This is a genomic window from Micromonospora sp. NPDC002717, assembly GCF_040295705.1.
GTDB lineage: Bacteria > Actinomycetota > Actinomycetes > Mycobacteriales > Micromonosporaceae > Micromonospora.
Map to the genome: position 1 here is coordinate 1 of NZ_JBEOVW010000017.1, position 17,704 is coordinate 17,704.

Annotated in this window: 15 protein-coding genes and 2 pseudogenes; 5 read left to right on the top strand and 12 right to left on the bottom strand. The window is 68.1% G+C overall.

The window, feature by feature from the left end; genetic code table 11:
- The coding region (locus tag ABT006_RS23610) for an IS256 family transposase (RefSeq protein ID WP_350709837.1) at positions 1-827 on the bottom strand (827 nt) is incomplete at its 3' end.
- Between the two features lie 384 nt (positions 828-1,211).
- Here ABT006_RS23610 and ABT006_RS23615 point away from each other — a divergent pair.
- On the top strand, positions 1,212-2,066 hold the full coding sequence (locus tag ABT006_RS23615; RefSeq protein WP_350709644.1) for a DUF4253 domain-containing protein: 855 nt from the start codon (positions 1,212-1,214) through the stop codon (positions 2,064-2,066).
- A 924-nt stretch (positions 2,067-2,990) separates the two neighbouring features.
- Here the strand turns inward: ABT006_RS23615 and ABT006_RS23620 are convergent.
- The 4 genes from ABT006_RS23620 to ABT006_RS23635 all read right to left on the bottom strand — a co-directional run bounded on the left by ABT006_RS23620 (position 2,991) and on the right by ABT006_RS23635 (position 6,773).
- Positions 2,991-3,794, bottom strand: coding sequence for a CPBP family intramembrane glutamic endopeptidase (locus ABT006_RS23620; RefSeq protein WP_350709839.1), 804 nt, complete (start codon positions 3,792-3,794; stop codon positions 2,991-2,993).
- A 446-nt stretch (positions 3,795-4,240) separates the two neighbouring features.
- Complete coding sequence (locus ABT006_RS23625; protein WP_350709645.1) at positions 4,241-5,197, bottom strand: sulfotransferase family protein; 957 nt, start codon at positions 5,195-5,197, stop codon at positions 4,241-4,243.
- 317 nt (positions 5,198-5,514) lie between these two features.
- Positions 5,515-5,757, bottom strand: coding sequence for a hypothetical protein (locus ABT006_RS23630; protein WP_350709647.1), 243 nt, complete (start codon positions 5,755-5,757; stop codon positions 5,515-5,517).
- Between the two features lie 398 nt (positions 5,758-6,155).
- Positions 6,156-6,773, bottom strand: a complete 618-nt coding sequence (locus ABT006_RS23635) for a hypothetical protein (protein ID WP_350709649.1) — start codon at positions 6,771-6,773, stop codon at positions 6,156-6,158.
- 936 nt (positions 6,774-7,709) lie between these two features.
- Here ABT006_RS23635 and ABT006_RS23640 point away from each other — a divergent pair.
- Positions 7,710-9,200, top strand: a complete 1,491-nt coding sequence (locus ABT006_RS23640; RefSeq protein WP_350709650.1) for an MFS transporter — start codon at positions 7,710-7,712, stop codon at positions 9,198-9,200.
- Positions 9,201-10,178: 978 nt separating this feature from the next.
- The gene (locus tag ABT006_RS23650) at positions 10,179-10,553 is read left to right on the top strand and encodes a hypothetical protein (protein ID WP_350709652.1); all 375 of its coding nucleotides are present in this window, start codon (positions 10,179-10,181) and stop codon (positions 10,551-10,553) included.
- Positions 10,554-10,900: 347 nt separating this feature from the next.
- Here ABT006_RS23650 and ABT006_RS23655 read toward each other — a convergent pair.
- Together ABT006_RS23655 and ABT006_RS23660 are read right to left on the bottom strand one after the other, a co-directional pair.
- Positions 10,901-11,143, bottom strand: a pseudogene (locus ABT006_RS23655) (IS5 family transposase); the annotation flags it as partial.
- A gap of 140 nt (positions 11,144-11,283) precedes the next feature.
- A complete protein-coding gene (locus ABT006_RS23660; RefSeq protein ID WP_350709843.1) occupies positions 11,284-11,964 on the bottom strand; it encodes an HAD family hydrolase in 681 nt (226 codons plus the stop codon).
- 206 nt (positions 11,965-12,170) lie between these two features.
- On the opposite strand from ABT006_RS23660, the pseudogene ABT006_RS23665 reads away from it, so the two are divergent.
- Positions 12,171-13,286, top strand: a pseudogene (locus ABT006_RS23665) (IS630 family transposase).
- 32 nt (positions 13,287-13,318) lie between these two features.
- Here the strand turns inward: ABT006_RS23665 and ABT006_RS23670 are convergent.
- The 4 genes from ABT006_RS23670 to ABT006_RS23685 all read right to left on the bottom strand — a co-directional run bounded on the left by ABT006_RS23670 (position 13,319) and on the right by ABT006_RS23685 (position 15,657).
- A complete protein-coding gene (locus ABT006_RS23670) occupies positions 13,319-14,011 on the bottom strand; it encodes a DUF6348 family protein (protein WP_350709654.1) in 693 nt (230 codons plus the stop codon).
- 63 nt (positions 14,012-14,074) lie between these two features.
- The gene (locus tag ABT006_RS23675) at positions 14,075-14,677 is read right to left on the bottom strand and encodes a GNAT family N-acetyltransferase (protein WP_350709656.1); all 603 of its coding nucleotides are present in this window, start codon (positions 14,675-14,677) and stop codon (positions 14,075-14,077) included.
- A 141-nt stretch (positions 14,678-14,818) separates the two neighbouring features.
- The gene (locus tag ABT006_RS23680) at positions 14,819-15,298 is read right to left on the bottom strand and encodes an SRPBCC family protein (RefSeq protein WP_350709657.1); all 480 of its coding nucleotides are present in this window, start codon (positions 15,296-15,298) and stop codon (positions 14,819-14,821) included.
- The gene (locus ABT006_RS23685) at positions 15,295-15,657 is read right to left on the bottom strand and encodes a metalloregulator ArsR/SmtB family transcription factor (RefSeq protein WP_350709659.1); all 363 of its coding nucleotides are present in this window, start codon (positions 15,655-15,657) and stop codon (positions 15,295-15,297) included. Before ABT006_RS23685 ends, ABT006_RS23680 begins: the two co-directional genes overlap by 4 nt.
- A 424-nt stretch (positions 15,658-16,081) precedes the next feature.
- Between ABT006_RS23685 and ABT006_RS23690 the strand changes: the two genes are divergently transcribed.
- Positions 16,082-16,687 (top strand): YdeI/OmpD-associated family protein, encoded by a 606-nt coding sequence (locus ABT006_RS23690; protein WP_350709660.1) that lies wholly within the window; start codon positions 16,082-16,084, stop codon positions 16,685-16,687.
- A 307-nt stretch (positions 16,688-16,994) separates the two neighbouring features.
- Here ABT006_RS23690 and ABT006_RS35145 read toward each other — a convergent pair whose 3' ends face one another.
- The gene (locus tag ABT006_RS35145; RefSeq protein ID WP_502891018.1) at positions 16,995-17,498 is read right to left on the bottom strand and encodes a hypothetical protein; all 504 of its coding nucleotides are present in this window, start codon (positions 17,496-17,498) and stop codon (positions 16,995-16,997) included.
- Positions 17,499-17,704 lie beyond the last annotated feature (206 nt).

Genomic DNA, 17,704 nt, shown 5'->3' on the forward strand with positions numbered 1-17,704 from the left:
TAGACAGGCTTGAGCGCCTTGGCGATCTTGTCCCAGTCCTGCCGGGCCGCGTACCGGAACGAGTTGCGCAGCAGGTGCACCACACACGTCTGCACGATCGTGCGCGGCCAGACCGTCTCCACCGCCTCCGGCAGGCCCTTGAGCCCGTCACACACGAGCATGAGCACATCGGCGACGCCGCGATTCTTCAGCTCGGTCAGCACGTGCAGCCAGTGCTTGGCGCCTTCGCCGCCGTCACCGGCCCAGATGCCGAGGATGTCGCGGTGGCCGTCGACGGTGACGGCGAGGGCGAGGTAGATCGGCCGGTTCGCGACCTGACCATCCCTGATCTTGACGTTGATGGCATCGATAAACACGACCGGATAAACCGGGTCGAGGGGCCGGTTCTGCCACTCAGCCATCCCGTCCATCACCTTGTCGGTGATGGTGGAGATGGTCTGCTTCGACACCTCGGCGCCGTACACCTCGGCCAAGTGGGCGCTGATCTCGCCGTGGGTCAGCCCTTTGGCCGACAACGACAGGACCATGTCGTCAACCCCGGTCAGGCGCCGCTGTCGCTTCCGCACGATCTGCGGCTCGAACGTCCCGGCGGCGTCGCGTGGGACCCGGACCTCGACCGGTCCGACATCGGTGAGCACGGTCTTGGTCCGGCTGCCGTTACGGGTGTTCCCGCTACCTCGACCTGCCGGGTCGTGCTTGTCGTAGCCGACGTGGTCGGTGATCTCACCGTCCAGAGCGGATTCGAGGACCCGCTTCGTGAGCTGCTGCAGCAGCCCGCCCTCGCCGGTCAGCTTCAGCCCGTCACCACGAGCTCGATCGACCAGCATCGCGATCAACTGTTCATCCGTGACCGCACTCACCGACCCGCCGGCCGGTTCCTGCCCCGAGGTGATCTCGGTCGTCATCTGGCGTCTCTCCCTTGATCGGTCGATCAGCCGTTATTTGTACAGTCCCCAGAGGGGTGCCAGCTGTGTGCGCTGCAGCCCAGGTGATGGCCGGCTGGTTGGTAGGTCGGAGGATTACCGAGTTTCCCGGGTCATGGTCTGGTCAAGGTGGGTTCTGCGGGTGGCATCAGGGCGATGACAGTTGTCCGGTCACGGCGAGGAACCTCTCGACCAGACCTGGTCGATGCTGCATGCGTTGCTCGCCGGACCCTGATATGCACCCGGACCCACCCTAACGCCGCGTCGATGATCGGAGACACTTGCACCGTGCGAAACGACCTGCACCAGATCGAAGCGGCGTTCGTCGGCACGCCATTGGCCGGCCTGCCGATCGGGCACGGTCCGTCGGGCACTGTCCTCGTCGCCGACATCGACCCCAATCGCCTGCACGAGGCCTGGCAGGCTGCCGACGCACTGGTGCCGGTCATCGGACGCCGGCCCGTCATGGTCACCGACGACTTCAACGACACACTGCGGATCCGGCCCGAGCCCGAGCCGGGTCCGTCGGAGTCGGAGCTGCGCGCGTTCGCCGAGGCGGCCGAGTCTTCCGAACCCTGGCTGACCTACCGCCACTACAGCGAGGACGACGAGGTCGACGAGTGTGAGGTCGAGTACTACACGCGTGGCATGGACCGCGTCGACCTGACGGACCTGGTGTCGGATGTGGTGCTGCCGACTCCGCGCCCGGTGCTGGAGCGGGCGCTGTACGGTCGGCTGCTCGCCGACGCCGACCTGTACGCCCGGGTGCTTGACAGCGTGCGGTTCGTGACGCAGACCGACTACTGGTATACGCCTACCAGCGTCCTGCTCATGTTGTTGCCCACCAGCGACGTCCGCAGCTCGGGGTACTGGGTGGACTTCTTCGGTGCGCTCACCCCGGAATACCAGCGGACGCTCGCCGAGGTGTTGGCGCAGTGGCATCACCGGTGGGACGCCCGCCTGGTCGCTTCATGGGGCACCATGCTGCAGTTCCAGGTGGGTCATCGCCCGGCACCGGGCGACGAGGCGTGGACCGCAGCCGGCCAGCTCGAGGCACTCGCCCCGAACCTCGGCCTGAGCCGCTGGGAGGTCGCCGTTGCCTTGCCCGCCGGTGACGCGTGGTTCGTACACAATCGCCCCTGACAACTCGGACGCAGATCCTCCGCAAGGTCTGTCGCGGTGGCTAGCGCTCGGCCGGCGGCATGAGCGTGCCCGTAGAACATGGATCGGAGGACATACTCGCAGGCATGTCTCTTGCTATTGATCTCGCGGAATGGACCGACTGGGACGGGGCTGCGTTCGTCTTTGGGCGAGCCCTTGGCCTGTTCGGGGACGACGGGTTCACTCGCGCTAAGCACGTCTTCTGGTCTGATACTGCCTTGGGCGAGGGACTTCATGACGCGCTGCTGGCCCTAGTCCGAGCGGGTGTGCTTGACCGGCGTGAGGCACCTGATGAGCAGTTCCGTTGGCACAGCAGCACGTAGTGGGAGGCCAACACCGGCACCGTCGGTGTGCGGACCCGACCCGGAAGCGGAAGGCGCCGTACCGCCGCCGTTGGCGCACGTCGGGTCATCGACATCGTCGAGCGGCGGCCCACCGACGTTGAGTCACGTTGCGTAACGCGCGGCTCGCGGCATGAGCGGAAACGTGATCAAGCGGTCCCGTATCCAGTTGGTCCGACCATGCTGAGCCGGAGACTGAGGACGCGCTCGACTATTCCTGCCCGGGCTGCAGCCAGCGTTGTGGTACGAGCCTCCCCGACCGCGTCGGCGCGCCCTGCCATCTCTGCGCCGCCGCCGCGACCTGGGACCGCCTGCCAGCCGGCACTCGGAAGGCCATCGACGACGCGATTCGCCGCGGTGCTATCGCCGGTCTCCTGGCGATGCGGGCAGCCGATCCGCCGATCCGGCTGCCCGACGCGGCAGACCTCCTCGCGTTCCGCCACAACGCCGGAGTCACCAGCGACATCTCAAGCCAATAGGCCACCTTCAGGAGGCCATGTTCCGCCGGACACGCTAGACGAAGTGCCGAATTTCGGATCCGCCTTCGCCGGGTTGGTGGTGACGGCTACGGCAGTCCGGCCGCGAGGGTCACCGGGCGTCGGCCGCGCGGCTGACGCGTCATCGCGGCGATAGCCAGCAGCGCCACGGTCATCGCCACCAGGTACCCGATCCGGAACGGGGCCGGGCTTCCGGCATGCTGCGCCGAGATCAACGGCGTCCACAACCCGGTTGGATTGTCATCGCCGGGCAACGTGAAGAAGTGCCACTGCGTCCAGTTCCAGCCGAGGTGAAGGCCGAGCGGGAGCGCGATGCTGCCGGTTCGTAGCGCGGCGACGCCAAAGACGATCGCACCGATCAGCGGCCCGGCGGCGGTCCAGAGCAGTTCGGTGCCGCCGCTCTTGACGGCCGGGCTCGAACCGATGCTGAGCAGGTGGTAGCCGCCGAAGATCGCCGCGAGGAGCACGACGGCCTTGATCACGCCGATGCCCTCGGCGAGCCGTCGTAATGCGTAGCCGCGAAAGATCAGTTCCTCGACCAGGACAGCGGCCACGAAATAGGCGGTACCCGAGGCCATGAGCGGGGCGGTGAACGACTGGTTCGGCTGCCAGTACAGGACCCCGCCAAGCATCAGCAGCCACGCCGGGCCGCCGACGAGCGCAACCCCACCGGCCAGGCCGGCGACGAACTGACCGAGCCGCCTCCCGTCGGGCACCAGACCCTCATCTGCCCAGCTCCGGCCTTCAAGCCGGAGGCAGAGCGCCCAGACACCGGCGATCAGCAGCGCGCTGACCGCCACCACCGGCCATGGCTGCCCGTCCTGCAGCGCCCAGGCCGGAGCGAACATTCCGGTGAGTACGGCGGCGACCATTATGGACACGAGGGACAGTACGAGGAAGCCTGTGACCTTCCACCCGGAGCGGACGTGGCCGGTTCGCCCCACGAAAATCCTCTTAAGCGCCACCGGTACACGTAAGCACGTGTGCTCAGGCCCGTCAACGAGATGTCCCCACCCACCGCATCGGCCGATGCGGCCACCAGCCACGCGGTCCGCGACAATCGGTGCATCGCGTATCCGCTCATCGGCAGAAGCGGACGCCGAGCGGCTCGCCTCGCTGGATGGTCGGTCGTTACACAACGTTACCGATCACCCCCGCGACCGATCCCGTCCACCCGGCGCTGCGCCAAGTACCGGCAAAGGTTCAGCGCCATAGACCTCTGAAGGTCACAGGTCTGCGATGCGGTTCGGCTGAAGCAGCATCTACCGGGCGTTCGAGGGGCGCGACGCGGCGTCGTCAAGGTGGAGAGCCAGAGTCGTCACTCATATCCCATGGCCGGGATGATCTTGCCGAGTGCTTCTTCGATGAACTCGCGGGTTTCGTGGTCGAGTTGGTTGTTGCGGTTCGTCAGCTTGTGCGACTGAAACGTTGAAGGGGTGGCGTAGTCGTCGACGTCGAGCCGTTCGAACAGGGCGCGGCGCTGGCCGGGCCAGTCGGCTGCGAGATCTTCTGCTTTCACCTCGATGTATCGCCTGCCCGTGAGGTCGACCGTGTTCTTCCAGGTGAGCCATCGGTGGTAGACCGGCTTGAGGTAGGCGAGCGCGCCGTCGACGGTGGACGGTGCCCATGGCTGGGCCAGGTGGGATGCGAGCACTGAGACCGGGTGACGCTTGATGTGCACGATGGTCGCTTCGGGGACCAGTTCCCAGAGGAACTCCATGCACAGCAGGTTGAACGGTGTCTTCTCGCACCAGGTCGGCTTGCCCGCGTCGGCGGCTGCTCCGCCGAACAGGGTGTCGATCAGGCCCCGCAAGATTCCGAGCAGTTCGTCCCGGTCGCTGAAATACCTGGGAAGTACCCGGCGGCGGCTCAGCGGCTCGAACGGCCCGGCAGGCCGGTCGGCGTTCCCGAAGCCTTCCGCGGGCGCAGGTTCGTCGTATGTGTACGCGATCAACTGCGGCCAGAGCTGTTGCACCGCGTCCCGGTAGCGCCGCTCGCCGACAAGTTCGGGAACGGTTTTGCCGCGATCGTCGCGCCGGCCCGGCACTCGTACGGTGAGGAAGTCGCTCACCCGGTGCAGGGCGTCCTCAGCGACGGTGGGGTCGTATCGATCGGTGAGCGCGTCGGCCAGGTCCCGCAAGCCACCCGGGTCGATGAGAAACCGGGTCTCCATGGGAATCCGATGGATCAGCGGATGTTCGCCGATGATGTCGGCGATCCGTGACGTTCCCGAACGACCCGTTCCCGCGACGAAGATCGGTGAGGGGGAAGGCATGGCGAGGAGTCAAACTCTCAACCCGGCGCCTGTGCAAGCCATTTATCCCCCTCACCCGCTGCTACGGGCCGGACCCGCACCCGCCGCGCCGAGGAGGTCCTCGCCGCTGGTCACGAAGCACCCGAACATGTCGCCGAGGACGGCTCGTTGATGTTCCGTGAGCGGGTTTACGAAACACGGCGGCACCGACCTCTGCGGCCCGGCACGCTTGCGCGATTTCGCGCGCTCTGCCGGGGCTAAACAGGGCGCGCCGCGAGAACGGCACGGCCACGAGCGGTGCTTCGTCGCCGGCCATCTGGTCTGCGAACCAGGTCAGATCACGATGTCCGGCCAGGGGTGAAGTCCAACCAACGCTCAGACCAGGCGAGGAAGTCCAGGTCGGTGTGGGAGTGAGGCGCGAAGAAGCCCTCGGCGTTGACCTCGACCAGACAGCCGCGGCCGGCTCCGGTGACGACGAGCAGGGTGAAATCGCTGCCTCCCCGGTAGACGACCGCGATCGCGCCCGCGAGAGCGGGCGCGGCGCCGCCTTGCCTACCGGCAGACCATGCGGCGGTGTGCACGTCAGGAACGTGGGAAATGGCTCGGCCAGCTTTCCGTTGACTCCCGCGGCCCCGAACACCCACCGTTCCGCTTGTTCGATCCGTCGGACGACGTGGTTGACGCGTTTCTGTGAGTGGCCGGGCCGGGGGTTCGCCCGGCCCGGCCACTCACGTACTGCCCGGCCTCAACGCTGGCCGCATGTCGCGGCGACCGCAGGAACCCGCGCCCTTCCGGCAGGCTGCCGATGACCCGGTTCGGTTGCGGTTCCCGCGCTGGTTCGGCGCGCGGTGACGAGCTCGCAAGAGGCGTGGCGCTGTCCCTGGCCGAGATTGGTGTTGGGGCCCGCCCCCACCGGATCGCGCGTCCGGTCGCTGGCCTAAACCCTAGTCGGCGCGGTGCGGCGCGACCACGGCAGCCGTCACGCCGTCACGCCCGACACGACGTCCGCGACGTTGCCCTGATAGCAGGTGGTGGTGGAGATGCTGGGGGCGGTAACCACCGGGCCGTAGACGACGTATCGCTGGCCTGTCTGCACGTTGCGACACTGGATTTGGACCCGGTAGGTGCCGGTGTCGCACTGGGCGGTACCGCGGCCGTACCAGTGGCTGCTCCCCTGGTGGACCCACTCGGCCCAAGAGACGCAACCGGTGACGCCGACCGTGGGCAGTGGGTCCTCGACGGGGTACACGCCCTCGGCGACGTTACCGCTGTAGCAGGTGGTGGTGGCCGTGCCCGGCGCGTTCACCGCATAGCCACCGTAGATGACGTACCCCACGCCCGTCTGCAGGTTGCGGCACTGAAGCTTGACCTTGTAGCGGCCGGTGGCGCACTGCACGTTGCCGCGACCGTAGTAGTAGCTGTTGCTGCCCTCCTGCACCCACTGCACCCACGTCGTGCAGCCTGTGGGGGCGACCTGAATGCCGAGGTCGGATTGCGCCACCGCGTGGGCCGGTGCCGGGGCGGCCTGCGCGGGTGCGGCCACGGCGGAAAGGCCGAGAAAAGCCGCTGCGACCAGCGAAAGCGAAAGCCTGATCAAGTCTGTCTCCTGACGGGGGATAGGGATATTTTGCCGAACGGCAGGGACCATATTAGGAAGAGCTTTGACCAGCGTCTATGGAGTCATCTTCATCGTCGGTAGCGGGCGCCTTCGGCGGCGGCTTGGAGGACGAGGATGGCCTGCGCGATCTCGGTGGCCCGGCGGGGTCAAGTCCGGCATCGCCACAGTCCTCGACCGGATCGTCAGACGCTGATCGACGGCACCCGGTTCGGCCGGGCACCCCGCCGGCTCTTCCCCAGCCGGCCCGCCCCGGCCACCTTTCCGCGGTCATGTGCGGGATCGGCGTCCCGGTCGCAGCCGTCCGCGGTGCCGCCATCCGACAGCAGTTCCTCGAACTGCCCGCCCCGTCATCGCGGACGCTCTCGGCTACCACGACAAGACCACCAGCCGCCTCCTCGAGGAGACCGGCGGGACGCGGAGCCGTGCGCGGCTGGCGATCACACAAGGTCACCAGCCGGTGGGACTCCTCGGAGAACTGGCGACAGTTGAATACGAGAGCCCACCAGTAGTCGGCCCATCCGGTGTCTGCCACGGCGTCACTCCCACCCGTCTCCGCGAGCAGCGGGGCAGAGTACGAGGTGTCGGCCCGCGACGGCTCCCGGATAAACGTGGTCAGCGTGCCGGTGACGCCCGTAACCGCCGGACGCTGAGCCCGCCGGTAGTTCCGGCGCGGGAATCGCTCCATCAACCGTCTTGTGGTGCTGGGCGCCGATCCCCTCGCATCCGAAGCCGCTGCGCGGACGGAGTCCCACCAACTACCGTGGGACGTGACACGGGTTTCGCGCCGGTCACATCCCAGGCCCCCGCCTGTCCCCGCTCGCCGATGAGGCCTTCCTGACCCAGGTGGTCGCTCCCCACCCCGCCTGACCGTCCCGACGTACACCGCCGGCAACGAGTCTTCACGGAGGCTGCCCCATGCCCGGAACCACCTCGACCGGCCCCGGCTTGCCCGGCGCCGAGGCGGCGGCAGCGGCGCACCCGCGGCGTTGGGTCGCGCTCGCGGTCATCGCGGTCGCCCAACTGATGGTGGTGCTGGATGCCACGATCGTGAACATCGCGCTTCCCCAGGCCCAGGCCGACCTGGCGATCACCGACGCCGACCGACAGTGGGTGGTCACGGCGTACACGCTGACCTTCGGCGGCCTGCTGCTGCTCGGCGGCCGGATCGCCGACTACTGGGGCCGCAAGCGAACCTTCCTGGTCGGCATGGCCGGCTTCGCGCTCGCCTCGGCTGTCGGCGGGCTGGCCACCAGCGGCGGGATGCTCTTCGTGGCGCGTGCGTTGCAGGGCGCGTTCGGTGCGCTCCTCGCCCCGGCCTCGCTCGCGCTGCTCACCGTGATGTTCACTGAGACGCGGGAGCGGGCCAAGGCCTTCGCCGTCTACGGCGCGATCGCCGGTGGCGGGTCCGCCGTCGGCCTGCTGCTCGGCGGCGTGCTCACCGAGTACGCCAACTGGCGGTGGTGCCTGCTGGTCAACATCCCGATCGCCGCCGTGGCGCTGGCCGCCGCGATCCCGCTGGTGCCGGAGAGTCGGGCGCACGGCGACACCCGGTACGACGTGCCCGGCGCGCTGGTGGTCACCGCCGGCCTGGTGAGCCTGGTGTACGGGTTCACCCGGGCCGCCAGGAACGGCTGGGGCGCCACCGCGACGATCACGCTTATCGTGGTGGGCGTCGCGCTGCTCGCCTCGTTCGTGCTGATCGAGCTGCGCTCCAGGCACCCGCTGCTGCCGATGCGGATCCTGCTGGACCGCAACCGCGGCGGGGCGTACCTCGCCTCCACGCTGATCGGCGCCGGCCTCTTCGGCGCATTCCTCTTCCTGGCCTTCTACTTCCAGGTGGTGCTGCGGTACACGCCGCTGGAGGCCGGCCTGGCCTCGCTGCCGGTAACCGCCGGCGTGCTGCTCGCCGCGGGTGGCGCCAGCCAGCTGCTGCCCCGCGTCGGCGCGAAGCCGCTGATGCTGGGCGGTGCAGCGCTCGCGACGTTGGGCATGCTCGTGCTCACCCAGATCGACGTGAACACCTCGTTCGTCACCCACCTCCTGCCTGCCCAGGTCGTCCTCGGCCTGGGGCTCGGCTTCACGTTCGTGCCACTGTCCAGCCTCGCCCTGTACGCGGTGCCCGAGCACGACGCGGGCGCCGCCAGCGCCACGCTGAACGCCACCCAGCAGATCGGCGGCTCGCTCGGCACGGCGCTGCTCAACACCATGTACACCAGCGCGGTCACCGGGTACCTCGCGACCCGGGCGCCGGGCCCGGCCACCCAGGTCAGGGCGCTGGTCCACGGGTACTCGGTGGCCTTCGCCTGGGGCGCCGGGTTGATCCTGCTCTCCGGCCTGACGACCCTGATTTTGATCAAGGTCCACCGGCAGGACGTCCCCGCCGGCGGCGCCGTGCACATGGGCTGAGCCGTTACCTCTCAGTGCGCTCTGGTGAGCACATGGTCGGCAGTCCCGCCTGATGGTGGGACGGTCCCGGTCTTACCCGTGTTGGTGGTGCCGGGTTGACGTTTCACGGCCATCTGCCCACCGGGGCGGGTCTCATGGTCGGCTCCACGTCCTGCCACCGGGCCACTCCCGGCGGTTGTGGCTTCACGCGCGATCGCGGCGAGGTTGCGTGCGGCGTTGAGGTCCCGGTCGAGGACGAGGCCGCAGGAGTTGCAGGTGTCGGTGCCAGTTGTAGGTCTTCCCGGACGACGATCATGGATTCATGGTCGTGATCGCCCCTCGGACACAAATTTGCGGCATCGATGCCGTCTCTTACGTACTGGTGGTCAAGGCTCCTTGACCACGTGAACCTGATCTTCGCGACCAACCTCGCCGACCTCTGCCGCAGGCCCCGCCCGGCGAGGCGGTCGAGGTCGACCGGACCGTCAGCCGCAGTGGTCACGTGTCCCGGGGCCAGCACATCACTCTGGCCGTGCACCGTCGTAGCCGGCGTCAGCCAGTGCCGGGCCACTGAGGTGCGCGGCGGAGTAACTCAGGGCGACGGTCACGCCGAGGTCCCGGGCGCAGCTCAGGTCGTGCAGATGGCCGGGTATCGCGTCGGAAGTCGGTCCGGAATCATGACCGCTTGGATGTTGGCGCCGAAATCGCGGTGCTTCCGGAGTGCCAGGCGTCGATCGTGCTGCCTTTGACGCTGGTGGTCGTCTCGGCCAGCCGGTCGCTGGCGACCAGTTCCCGTCGAAAATGACGAACGTCCAGTCGTCGTCGGCGGCCCGGCGCAGGGCGTCGTGTAGGTCAGGTCGTTGCGCGGCCAGGACCGCGATGCCTTCGGCGATGTAGCGGTACGCGGCCGCCTGCCGATGTGGGCCGAGGAATTGTGCTTCCCGGCGGGGCCGGGGAGGAGACGGTTGACCACTTTCAGGGGTGGGGGATCATGCGAAGGTGACGTTCGCGGTGCATTACCTCGTGCCGGCGGCCGGTCTGCTGCCCGTGCCGGACGGCGACGATGTGCTGGTGTTCGACGTGACGCTCGCCGTCGGTGCGGGGGAGCGCACCGTCGTGTTCTCGGTGTTCGCCGAGGGCGCCGGCCTGCGGATCGCCACCGACCTCGACCACACCGCGCTGCTGCGCCGCGAGCCGGCCGAGGTCGGCGCCGTCGCGGCGGTCGACGCGTGGGTGCTGGAGCGGGCGCCGCGCGCGATCCGGCTGCACGAGCTGCTGCTCGACGTGCTGCCGCCGCGGGCGGACGCCGAGCGTTGGTTGGCCGCCCGGGACCCGGCCGGCGATTACTGGCGGGTGCTGGGGCGGCCGCGGTGAGGCTCGGTTCGGCACCCGCAGGTCGGCCCCGGCCGGGGTCGACACCGTGTGGACGTGCACGAGCGAACAGGTCGCACTGATCTTGTACCTGCTGAGAATGCCATCTGGGCAGCTCAGGCGGCGTGCTCGTATTCGTGAAGGACACCACCGAGGCGGTCGCGCCGGTGGATGTTCAGCCGGACGAGTTGGTCCGGGTCGGTGATCGGTTCGGGGAGCGGCTTCAGCGGCCGGAGGTTCGCGATCCCCTGATGCGGTCGGTGTAGGTGCCAGCCACGGCCGCGCCGCCGAAGATGTAGAGGTCCGCGGCAGGGATGGGGGCCGCCTCCAGACCTGCTCTAGGCCGCGTTTCAGGAGCGGGGTAGCCACTCGTTGATCGCTGCGACGTGCACGGTGACCTCGTAGCGGACGGCGAGCTTGTCGTACCGAGTCGCTACCCCGCGGTGGCGCTTAAGCCGGTTGATGCCGCACTCCACCACGTGACGCTGCTGGTAGGTCACCGGGTCAAACACCGGCGGCCGGCCGCCCTTGGAACCCTTCTTCCGCCGGCTGGCCGCCTGGTCGACCTTGATCAGAATGGCCGCCTTAATGCCGAACGCGATCAGCATGCTCACCTCGCGGAGCGATTCCGTAGGCCGGCATCGCATCGGACGTGTCGAAGACAAGATCGGGTGCCCTCATCTGCCGCGCAGGGCGTGTGTCGACCAGCAGGGCAGGGCTGCATGGCTGCCGGTTACTCGGCCGTGAGCAGCACGTCGACAGCTTCGGCGACCGACGTGACAGTGGCGTCGGGCGCTGGCGGAAGGAAGAAGTCTGGTCCGTATGTGGCGTGCTGGCGGGCGAGACGGGGCTCGGGGATCCACACCGTCCGTAGGCCGGCGCGGGCGCCGCCGGCGATGTCCAGGGTGAGGCTGTCGCCGATCATCCACCCGCCGCCGTCGATGGTGAGGCCGCAGCGGTGGGCCGCGAGCTGGAAGATGCGTGGGTCGGGCTTGCGGATGCCGACGTCGTGGGAGATGCACCAGGCGTCGACGTGTCGGTCCAGGCCGGTGTTGCGGATCTTCCCGAGCTGGTTGTCGGTCATGCCGTTGGTGACGATCCCGACCTTCCAGTCCCGGCGGCGGAGCTTGGTCAGCCCTGCGAGGTCCTCCGCAGAGCACGAGACCAACTGTGGCATGCGGTGTCGGTACTGTCGCCACAACTGGTCTGCGGGAGTGCTCAAGGCGAACTCGTCGCGAACGAGGTCGAAGAACGTGTTCATCGGGCCGTCGTGATGCGCGTCGGCGAAGATCAGCCAGGTGGCCCACTTGGGGTCAAGGTCATGCTCTGCGGTGAACTCCTGCGCCCAAGCGGCGAATGCCTGATCGCGCGGGACGAGGGTGTTGTCGAGATCGAACAACGCTAACCTCTGCATCGCCACACCGTATGGCAGCAGCAGGCCTTGACTGGCATGACGACGCCAAGATCAAGCGCGCTCTCGTGCGCTCGTTACGTACGGTAACCAGCTCACGGGTCATGCATCCGGACGTGCTAGTGCCGTGACCACGAACGTTCACGGTGTTGGTTGACACGCCGTCCGGCCTGCCGGTCGGGCGGTGTCGCCGGAGTCAGGCTGTGGCGGTGGCAGATCTTGTACGTGTGCGGCGGCTGAGTGACCAGGAAGTCAGCAGCTGCTCAGAATCACTCGCCGGGGAACCGGTTCCCCGATCCGACTACGGCGGGCGATGGTCGTGCTCGCCTCGGCCGGCGGGAACACGGTGCCGGCGATCGCCCGTCTCGTTGCGGCTGATGAGGACACGATCCGGCAGGTCATCCACCGGTTCAACGAGATGGGGATTGCCAGCCTGGACCCTCAGTGGGCGGGTGGCCGTCCCCGCCAGATCAGTCTTGACGAAGAACAGTTCATCGTCGAGACGGCCAACACCCGCCCCGAGAAGCTGGGCGGCCGTTCACCCGGTGGAGCATCCGCAAGCTCGCCGATCACCTGCGTGTCCATGCCGCCCGCCGGATCGTGGTGGGGCGTGAGCGGCTGCGGCAGATCCTGCACCGGCACCGGATCACCTTCCAGCGGACCAAGACGTGGAAGGAGTCCACCGACCTCACCGCGATACCAAACTCGCCCGGATCGAGTACGTGAGCAGCCACTTCCCACAACGGGTCTTCGCCTTCGACGAGTTCGGCCCCCTGGTGATCCGCCCACAGGCCGGCACTGGTTGGGCACCAGCCGGGCACCCGCACCGGCTGCCTGCGAACTACCACAAGCTGCACGGGGTCCGACAGTTCCACGGCTGCTACTGCGTCGGCGACGACCAACTCTGGGGCGTCGTCCGCCGTCGCAAGGGCGCCGCGAACACCCTCGCCGCACTCAAGTCAATCCGCGCCGCGCGCCCAGACGGCGCACCGATCTACGTGATCCTGGACAATCTGTCCGCGCACAAAGGCCTCAAGATTCGCAGGTGGGCGGCCCGGAACAAGGTCGAGCTCTGCTTCATCCCGACCTACGCCTCCTGGGCCAACCCGATCGAGGCCCAGTTCGGGCCACTCCGCATCTTCGTCATCGCCGGATCGAACCACCCCAACCACACCGTCCTGACTCGGCGGCTGCACGCCTATCTACGCTGGCGCAACGCCAACGCCCGCCACCCCGACGTCCTGGCCGCCCAACGCCGCGAACGCGCCCGCATCCGCAGCGAACGACAACGACGCTGGGGACAGGCCGCCACCCACGCAGCCTGACTCCAACACCTCAAACGTTCGTTATCGGGGCACTAGTCAGGGCCGACCAGGAGGACGAAGGTGCGTGCCAGGCCGAAACGGTCGGTGCGTGGCCAGTCCAGGGCGGCGAGCGCCGCAGCGGACGGTTCGTGCCGCCGGCCGTTGATCCGGACCTCACAGTCGGTGAAGTCACCACCTTGGCCGACCAGCATGCGAACGCCATTGAGGTATGGGCGGTCGAGCCCGGCCGCGATCACCGGCGCCAGGGTCGACCACGGCATCGCCTCGGCGAACCACTCCTGCTTGCCCTGCGATTCGTCGGCGGACCATCCGGTCGCACTGCCAACGATCGCATGCCAGCCGGCGAACCCGCCCTGGTCGCCAGATCTGAAGTGGCTCGCCAGTCGCCCTCGCTGCTCGATCATCTCCAGGACCGTCACCAGGCAGGTCTCAATCCACGCCTGGATCGCCTGACGGGCCGCCTCGACCGGATCGGCCGCGAGGCCAAGCGTGCAGTCGACGACCGTCGGCACGTCAGGCCGGTCCACATTCAGCAGGATCTCCAAGTCCAGGTGACGGTAATCGTCGCTGTCCGCCGGAAGAACCCGAACGCCCAACGATCCCGACCGCAGCATCGGCCCGTCGGTCAGCCGCCACTCGCCACCCACCTCTGCAAGCATCGGCGCGGCAAGCTCCAGCACACGCTCGGCAGGGAGGGGCTGTGGAGTCGGCCTCGAGTCGATCATGATGGTTCAGCGTACCGGCAATGCTCGGTGCCGTGGGCCAAGCAAGACCGTGAACGTTTGTGGTCACGGCACTAGTGAGCGAGCGTCGGCGCCTCGTCGGACGACGCGGAACGTGATGTCGGAGGCGTCGAATGCCTGAAAGAGCCTGAAGAAACGGCTTACCCGCTGCGTGCCGTCGGTTCGGATCCACCGGTCTTCCCGAGCGGCAAGCTCTACTGCGCCGAGCTTGAGGATGGCAGCAGCCGAGCGTAGGTTGCGTTCATCGGTGCGGAACTGCACCCATGCCGCGCCATCATCAAATGCCGCGGACGCCATCAACCGCTTCGCCCGGCGATTGACGCCGCTACCCCACAGTAGCGGCGACAGGTACGTCGACCCGATCTCCACACCGGCATCGTCGTCGGGGTCAAGGATGAAGGAGCTGGTGCCTACCACGTCGCCAGCGACTTCGATGACCCACGTTGAACGCAGGCCGCCAGCCAGGCGCCTCGCAAACCGGGTAGCCAGCGTGGCGGCTGAGTCAGGAGCCCCTCCGGGGATGTGCAGCCAGACGATCGGGTCATCCAGCACCCGGAACAGGTGTGGAGAGTCCCGCTCAGCGTTGTACGGGCGCAACACCATGTCACCGTCAACGATCGGGGTCCGCACCCTCAAGGGCCACTCCACCCCGGCATTATGTCCGCCAGAGACAGTCGACCCCCCTGCTGAAGCACACACGGAAGCCGGAACCACCACGCGACGCGGCGGCCCGCCTCGGTGCACTCTCATGCGCCGGCTGCGCGAGCGAGCATCGTTTGGCATGTGTCCCTATCGCTGTGCTTCGAAGTGCTCCTTCATCGCGGGGTAGTAGTCGTCGAAGTCCGGTGCCGGCTGGCCATCGCGCGAGGCCACCAACGCGTCCAGGTAGTACTCCCAGCCCGGTCCGACCTCGCCGACGCCCTCCGTACCGGTCAGGTGCTGCGTGAACCGAAGCTCGGTCACGCCCGCACTCTCGACCAGCACCATGTCCAAATGCCAGCTGCCGTGCTCGTCCACCGCGGAAACCGCCAGCCGGCGCGGCGGTTCGCACGCGTCGATGGTCATGTCCATCCAGGGATTGCCCTCCTCGTGCACCATCTGGACCTTGATCGTGCGTCCCGGCGCGGCGTCGCCCTGCCACGGGCCGAACCAGCGTGCCGTGCGCGCCGGATCGGTGAGGCTGGCCCAGACGTCAGCCATGGGAGCGCGGAATGTGCGGGTCAGCACAAGGTCGTCGCCGATAAGTCGGCCGGTGGGTGTCGGGCTCATGCGGTCTCCTTCTGGGATGGGTGCCGCCCGGCGGCCGTCTGCCGTTCGCGGCGGGCGCGGTAGACCTCGGTCTCCAGCGCATCGAGGCGGTGCTGCCAGCCGGACGGGCGCATCAGCCGGCCCAGCCATCCGGCCAGCTCGTCGAGCGGCGCGGCGACCAGTGTGTAGACACGCCGGCGTCCGTCGGCTGTGTCGCGTACCAGGCCGGCCTCGCGTAACACGCGCAGGTGACGGCTGACGGCCGGCCGGCTGATCACGAACCGGTCGGCGATCTGGCCGGCCGAGAGCGGTTCGTCGCGCAGCATCAGCAGGATTTCCCGCCGCACCGGATCGGCGATGGCGGCCGCTACCTCGTCCACGCTAAAAGCGTAACCAAGCAGTTACGCTTTTAGCAACGTCGCGCCCATCGACGCCTGAGTGCGACAAGTCGAGCACCTGCCATGCCTCCGACCTACCCCAGAGCCATGATCGGATGCACGGATCTGCCGCAGAGCGAGCGGTGGGGTGCGCGGCTTGGATCGCCGGGCGTCGCCGGCTCGTACGGCGTCTGGCAGCCACCGTGGATGGCGCTGGCGATTGTCAGAGGCCTGTGGTCGTGGACGACGCTCGCCGTAACCGGCACGTGCACGAGGAGTCCGGCATGCCGGCCCGACGTCGCCACCGTCCTGAGCATCGAGGTACTGCCCCGACGGTCCGTCGAGCGACCGGCGCGCCGGCAGCCCGACGAGCCGGGCAGTCCAACAGGCAGAAGCTGCGGCCGCAGCGCAGCGATAGCCTGCCGTCATGGCGAGTGCAGAACTGGAAGAGTTGATCGTCGCGGACGCCGACGCGCTGCGCGCGTGGTTGTCGGCCCACCACGCCACGTCGCCCGGCGTCTGGCTCGCCCTGACCAAGAAGGGCGGCACGGTCACGACGCTGACCTGGCAGCAGGCGGTCGACGAGGCCCTGTGTTTCGGCTGGATCGACGGGCAGGCCCGTAAACGGGATCAGCAAACCTCCTGGATCCGGTTCACCCCTCGCAGGCCGCGCAGTTCCTGGTCACAACGCAACGTCGCCCACGTCGCTCGGCTGGAAGCGCAGGGGCGAATGCTGCCCCCAGGTCGCGCCGCGGTGGAAGCCGCGAAAGCGGACGGGCGGTGGGCGGCCGCGTACGCTCCGCCGTCGGAAGCCGAGATGCCGGCCGACCTCCTCGCCGCCATCGCTGCCGACCCCGCCGCCCAGGCCATGTTCGACGTACTTACCAAAACCAACCGGTTCGCTCTCATCCACCGCGTCAATGCCGTCAAACAGGCGCAGACCCGCGAGCGGAAGATCAGCGAGTTCGTTGCCATGCTGGCCCGTCACGAGACGATTCACCCGCAGAAGGCCAAGCCTTCGAACTCGCCGTAATTGGAGCCTTGCCGAAGCGAAGCGCCGAGGCGCGGGCGGCGCCGCTGTCGCCCGTCGGGATCGGGGAGCCGCCGGGCGCAGGCGGGTGTGCTGAGCGGCGTTGAACTGCATTCAACAGCACGCAACGGCGCTCAACTGCACCCGCGCCCACCTGCGGGTTCTCGCTTCTGCAGGTCAGAGTTGGTGCGCCGTCCTGCTTCACACAACTGCACTCAACGGCAGCGAACGGCGTTCAACGGCACTCTATATCGCCTGATAGGCGAGTATCCGCAGGTCAGAGCGGTAAGGTCTGCTGGCTGAGCGGGCCTTACAGGTGGGTGCAGAGGGGGTGCAGCTCGGCGAAGTGGTCACCGCGTCCGAAGTACTCATCGGCGCTGCACATAGGGAAGCGCTGTGACCTGCGACGATGCCGGCGAGCAACCCGGCGTGACCACCCTGAGAAGACCGAAGTGGTCAGGGTCTGCTGCTCCCCGCCCGGCCGGTGCCGGCTGTCGTCGAGGGCCCGACGGCGCCGGTCGCCAGGTCCTGCCGTATCGGCGCACGGCTCTGCCTGCGGGGTGGGGGCATCAGCATGCATCCGCTGAGATTGAATCCCACCAGCAACCCTCTGGCCAGTGGTGCGCTCCGAGACCTCTTCGGCGTGGCTGAAGAGGTCAAGCGTGCTGGGAACGACCTCGCCGCCCTGGCGCAGCGGTTCGGTGGGCCGTACGAGATAGGCCAGGATGCGCCCGAGGGCTTCATGGCCCGGGGCGCGCCGGAGGAGGTGGGCGCCGATGCCGGTCAGCCCGGAGATGATGTCGTACTCCGCCATCCGCGGCAGCCCTATAAGGCACGGGTTTCGAACGCGGGTCTATGAGCCGGAGCCCGTCGTACGTCGCGTAGTCGGCGAAGTCTTTGACGTTGAATGTGATCAGCGGAAGCCGTTCGACGATGCAGCAGGCTGCGATCCACGAGTCGTTCACCGGGTGCGGTCGGCCCGGGTTCCTGACCGAAGGGCAGAGCTCTGCGGCGAGAGCC

Bases quoted from the DNA above. Each gene is read 5' to 3' on its own strand.
- ABT006_RS23620 (WP_350709839.1), bottom strand. From the start codon at position 3,794: ATGGTCGCCGCCGTACTCACCGGAATGTTCGCTCCGGCCTGGGCGCTG.
- ABT006_RS23625 (WP_350709645.1), bottom strand. From the start codon at position 5,197: ATGCCTTCCCCCTCACCGATCTTCGTCGCGGGAACGGGTCGTTCGGGA.
- ABT006_RS23640 (WP_350709650.1), top strand. From the start codon at position 7,710: ATGCCCGGAACCACCTCGACCGGCCCCGGCTTGCCCGGCGCCGAGGCG.
- ABT006_RS23660 (WP_350709843.1), bottom strand. From the start codon at position 11,964: ATGCAGAGGTTAGCGTTGTTCGATCTCGACAACACCCTCGTCCCGCGC.
- ABT006_RS23670 (WP_350709654.1), bottom strand. From the start codon at position 14,011: ATGATCGACTCGAGGCCGACTCCACAGCCCCTCCCTGCCGAGCGTGTG.
- ABT006_RS23680 (WP_350709657.1), bottom strand. From the start codon at position 15,298: ATGAGCCCGACACCCACCGGCCGACTTATCGGCGACGACCTTGTGCTG.
- ABT006_RS23690 (WP_350709660.1), top strand. From the start codon at position 16,082: ATGGCGAGTGCAGAACTGGAAGAGTTGATCGTCGCGGACGCCGACGCG.
- ABT006_RS35145 (WP_502891018.1), bottom strand. From the start codon at position 17,498: ATGGCGGAGTACGACATCATCTCCGGGCTGACCGGCATCGGCGCCCAC.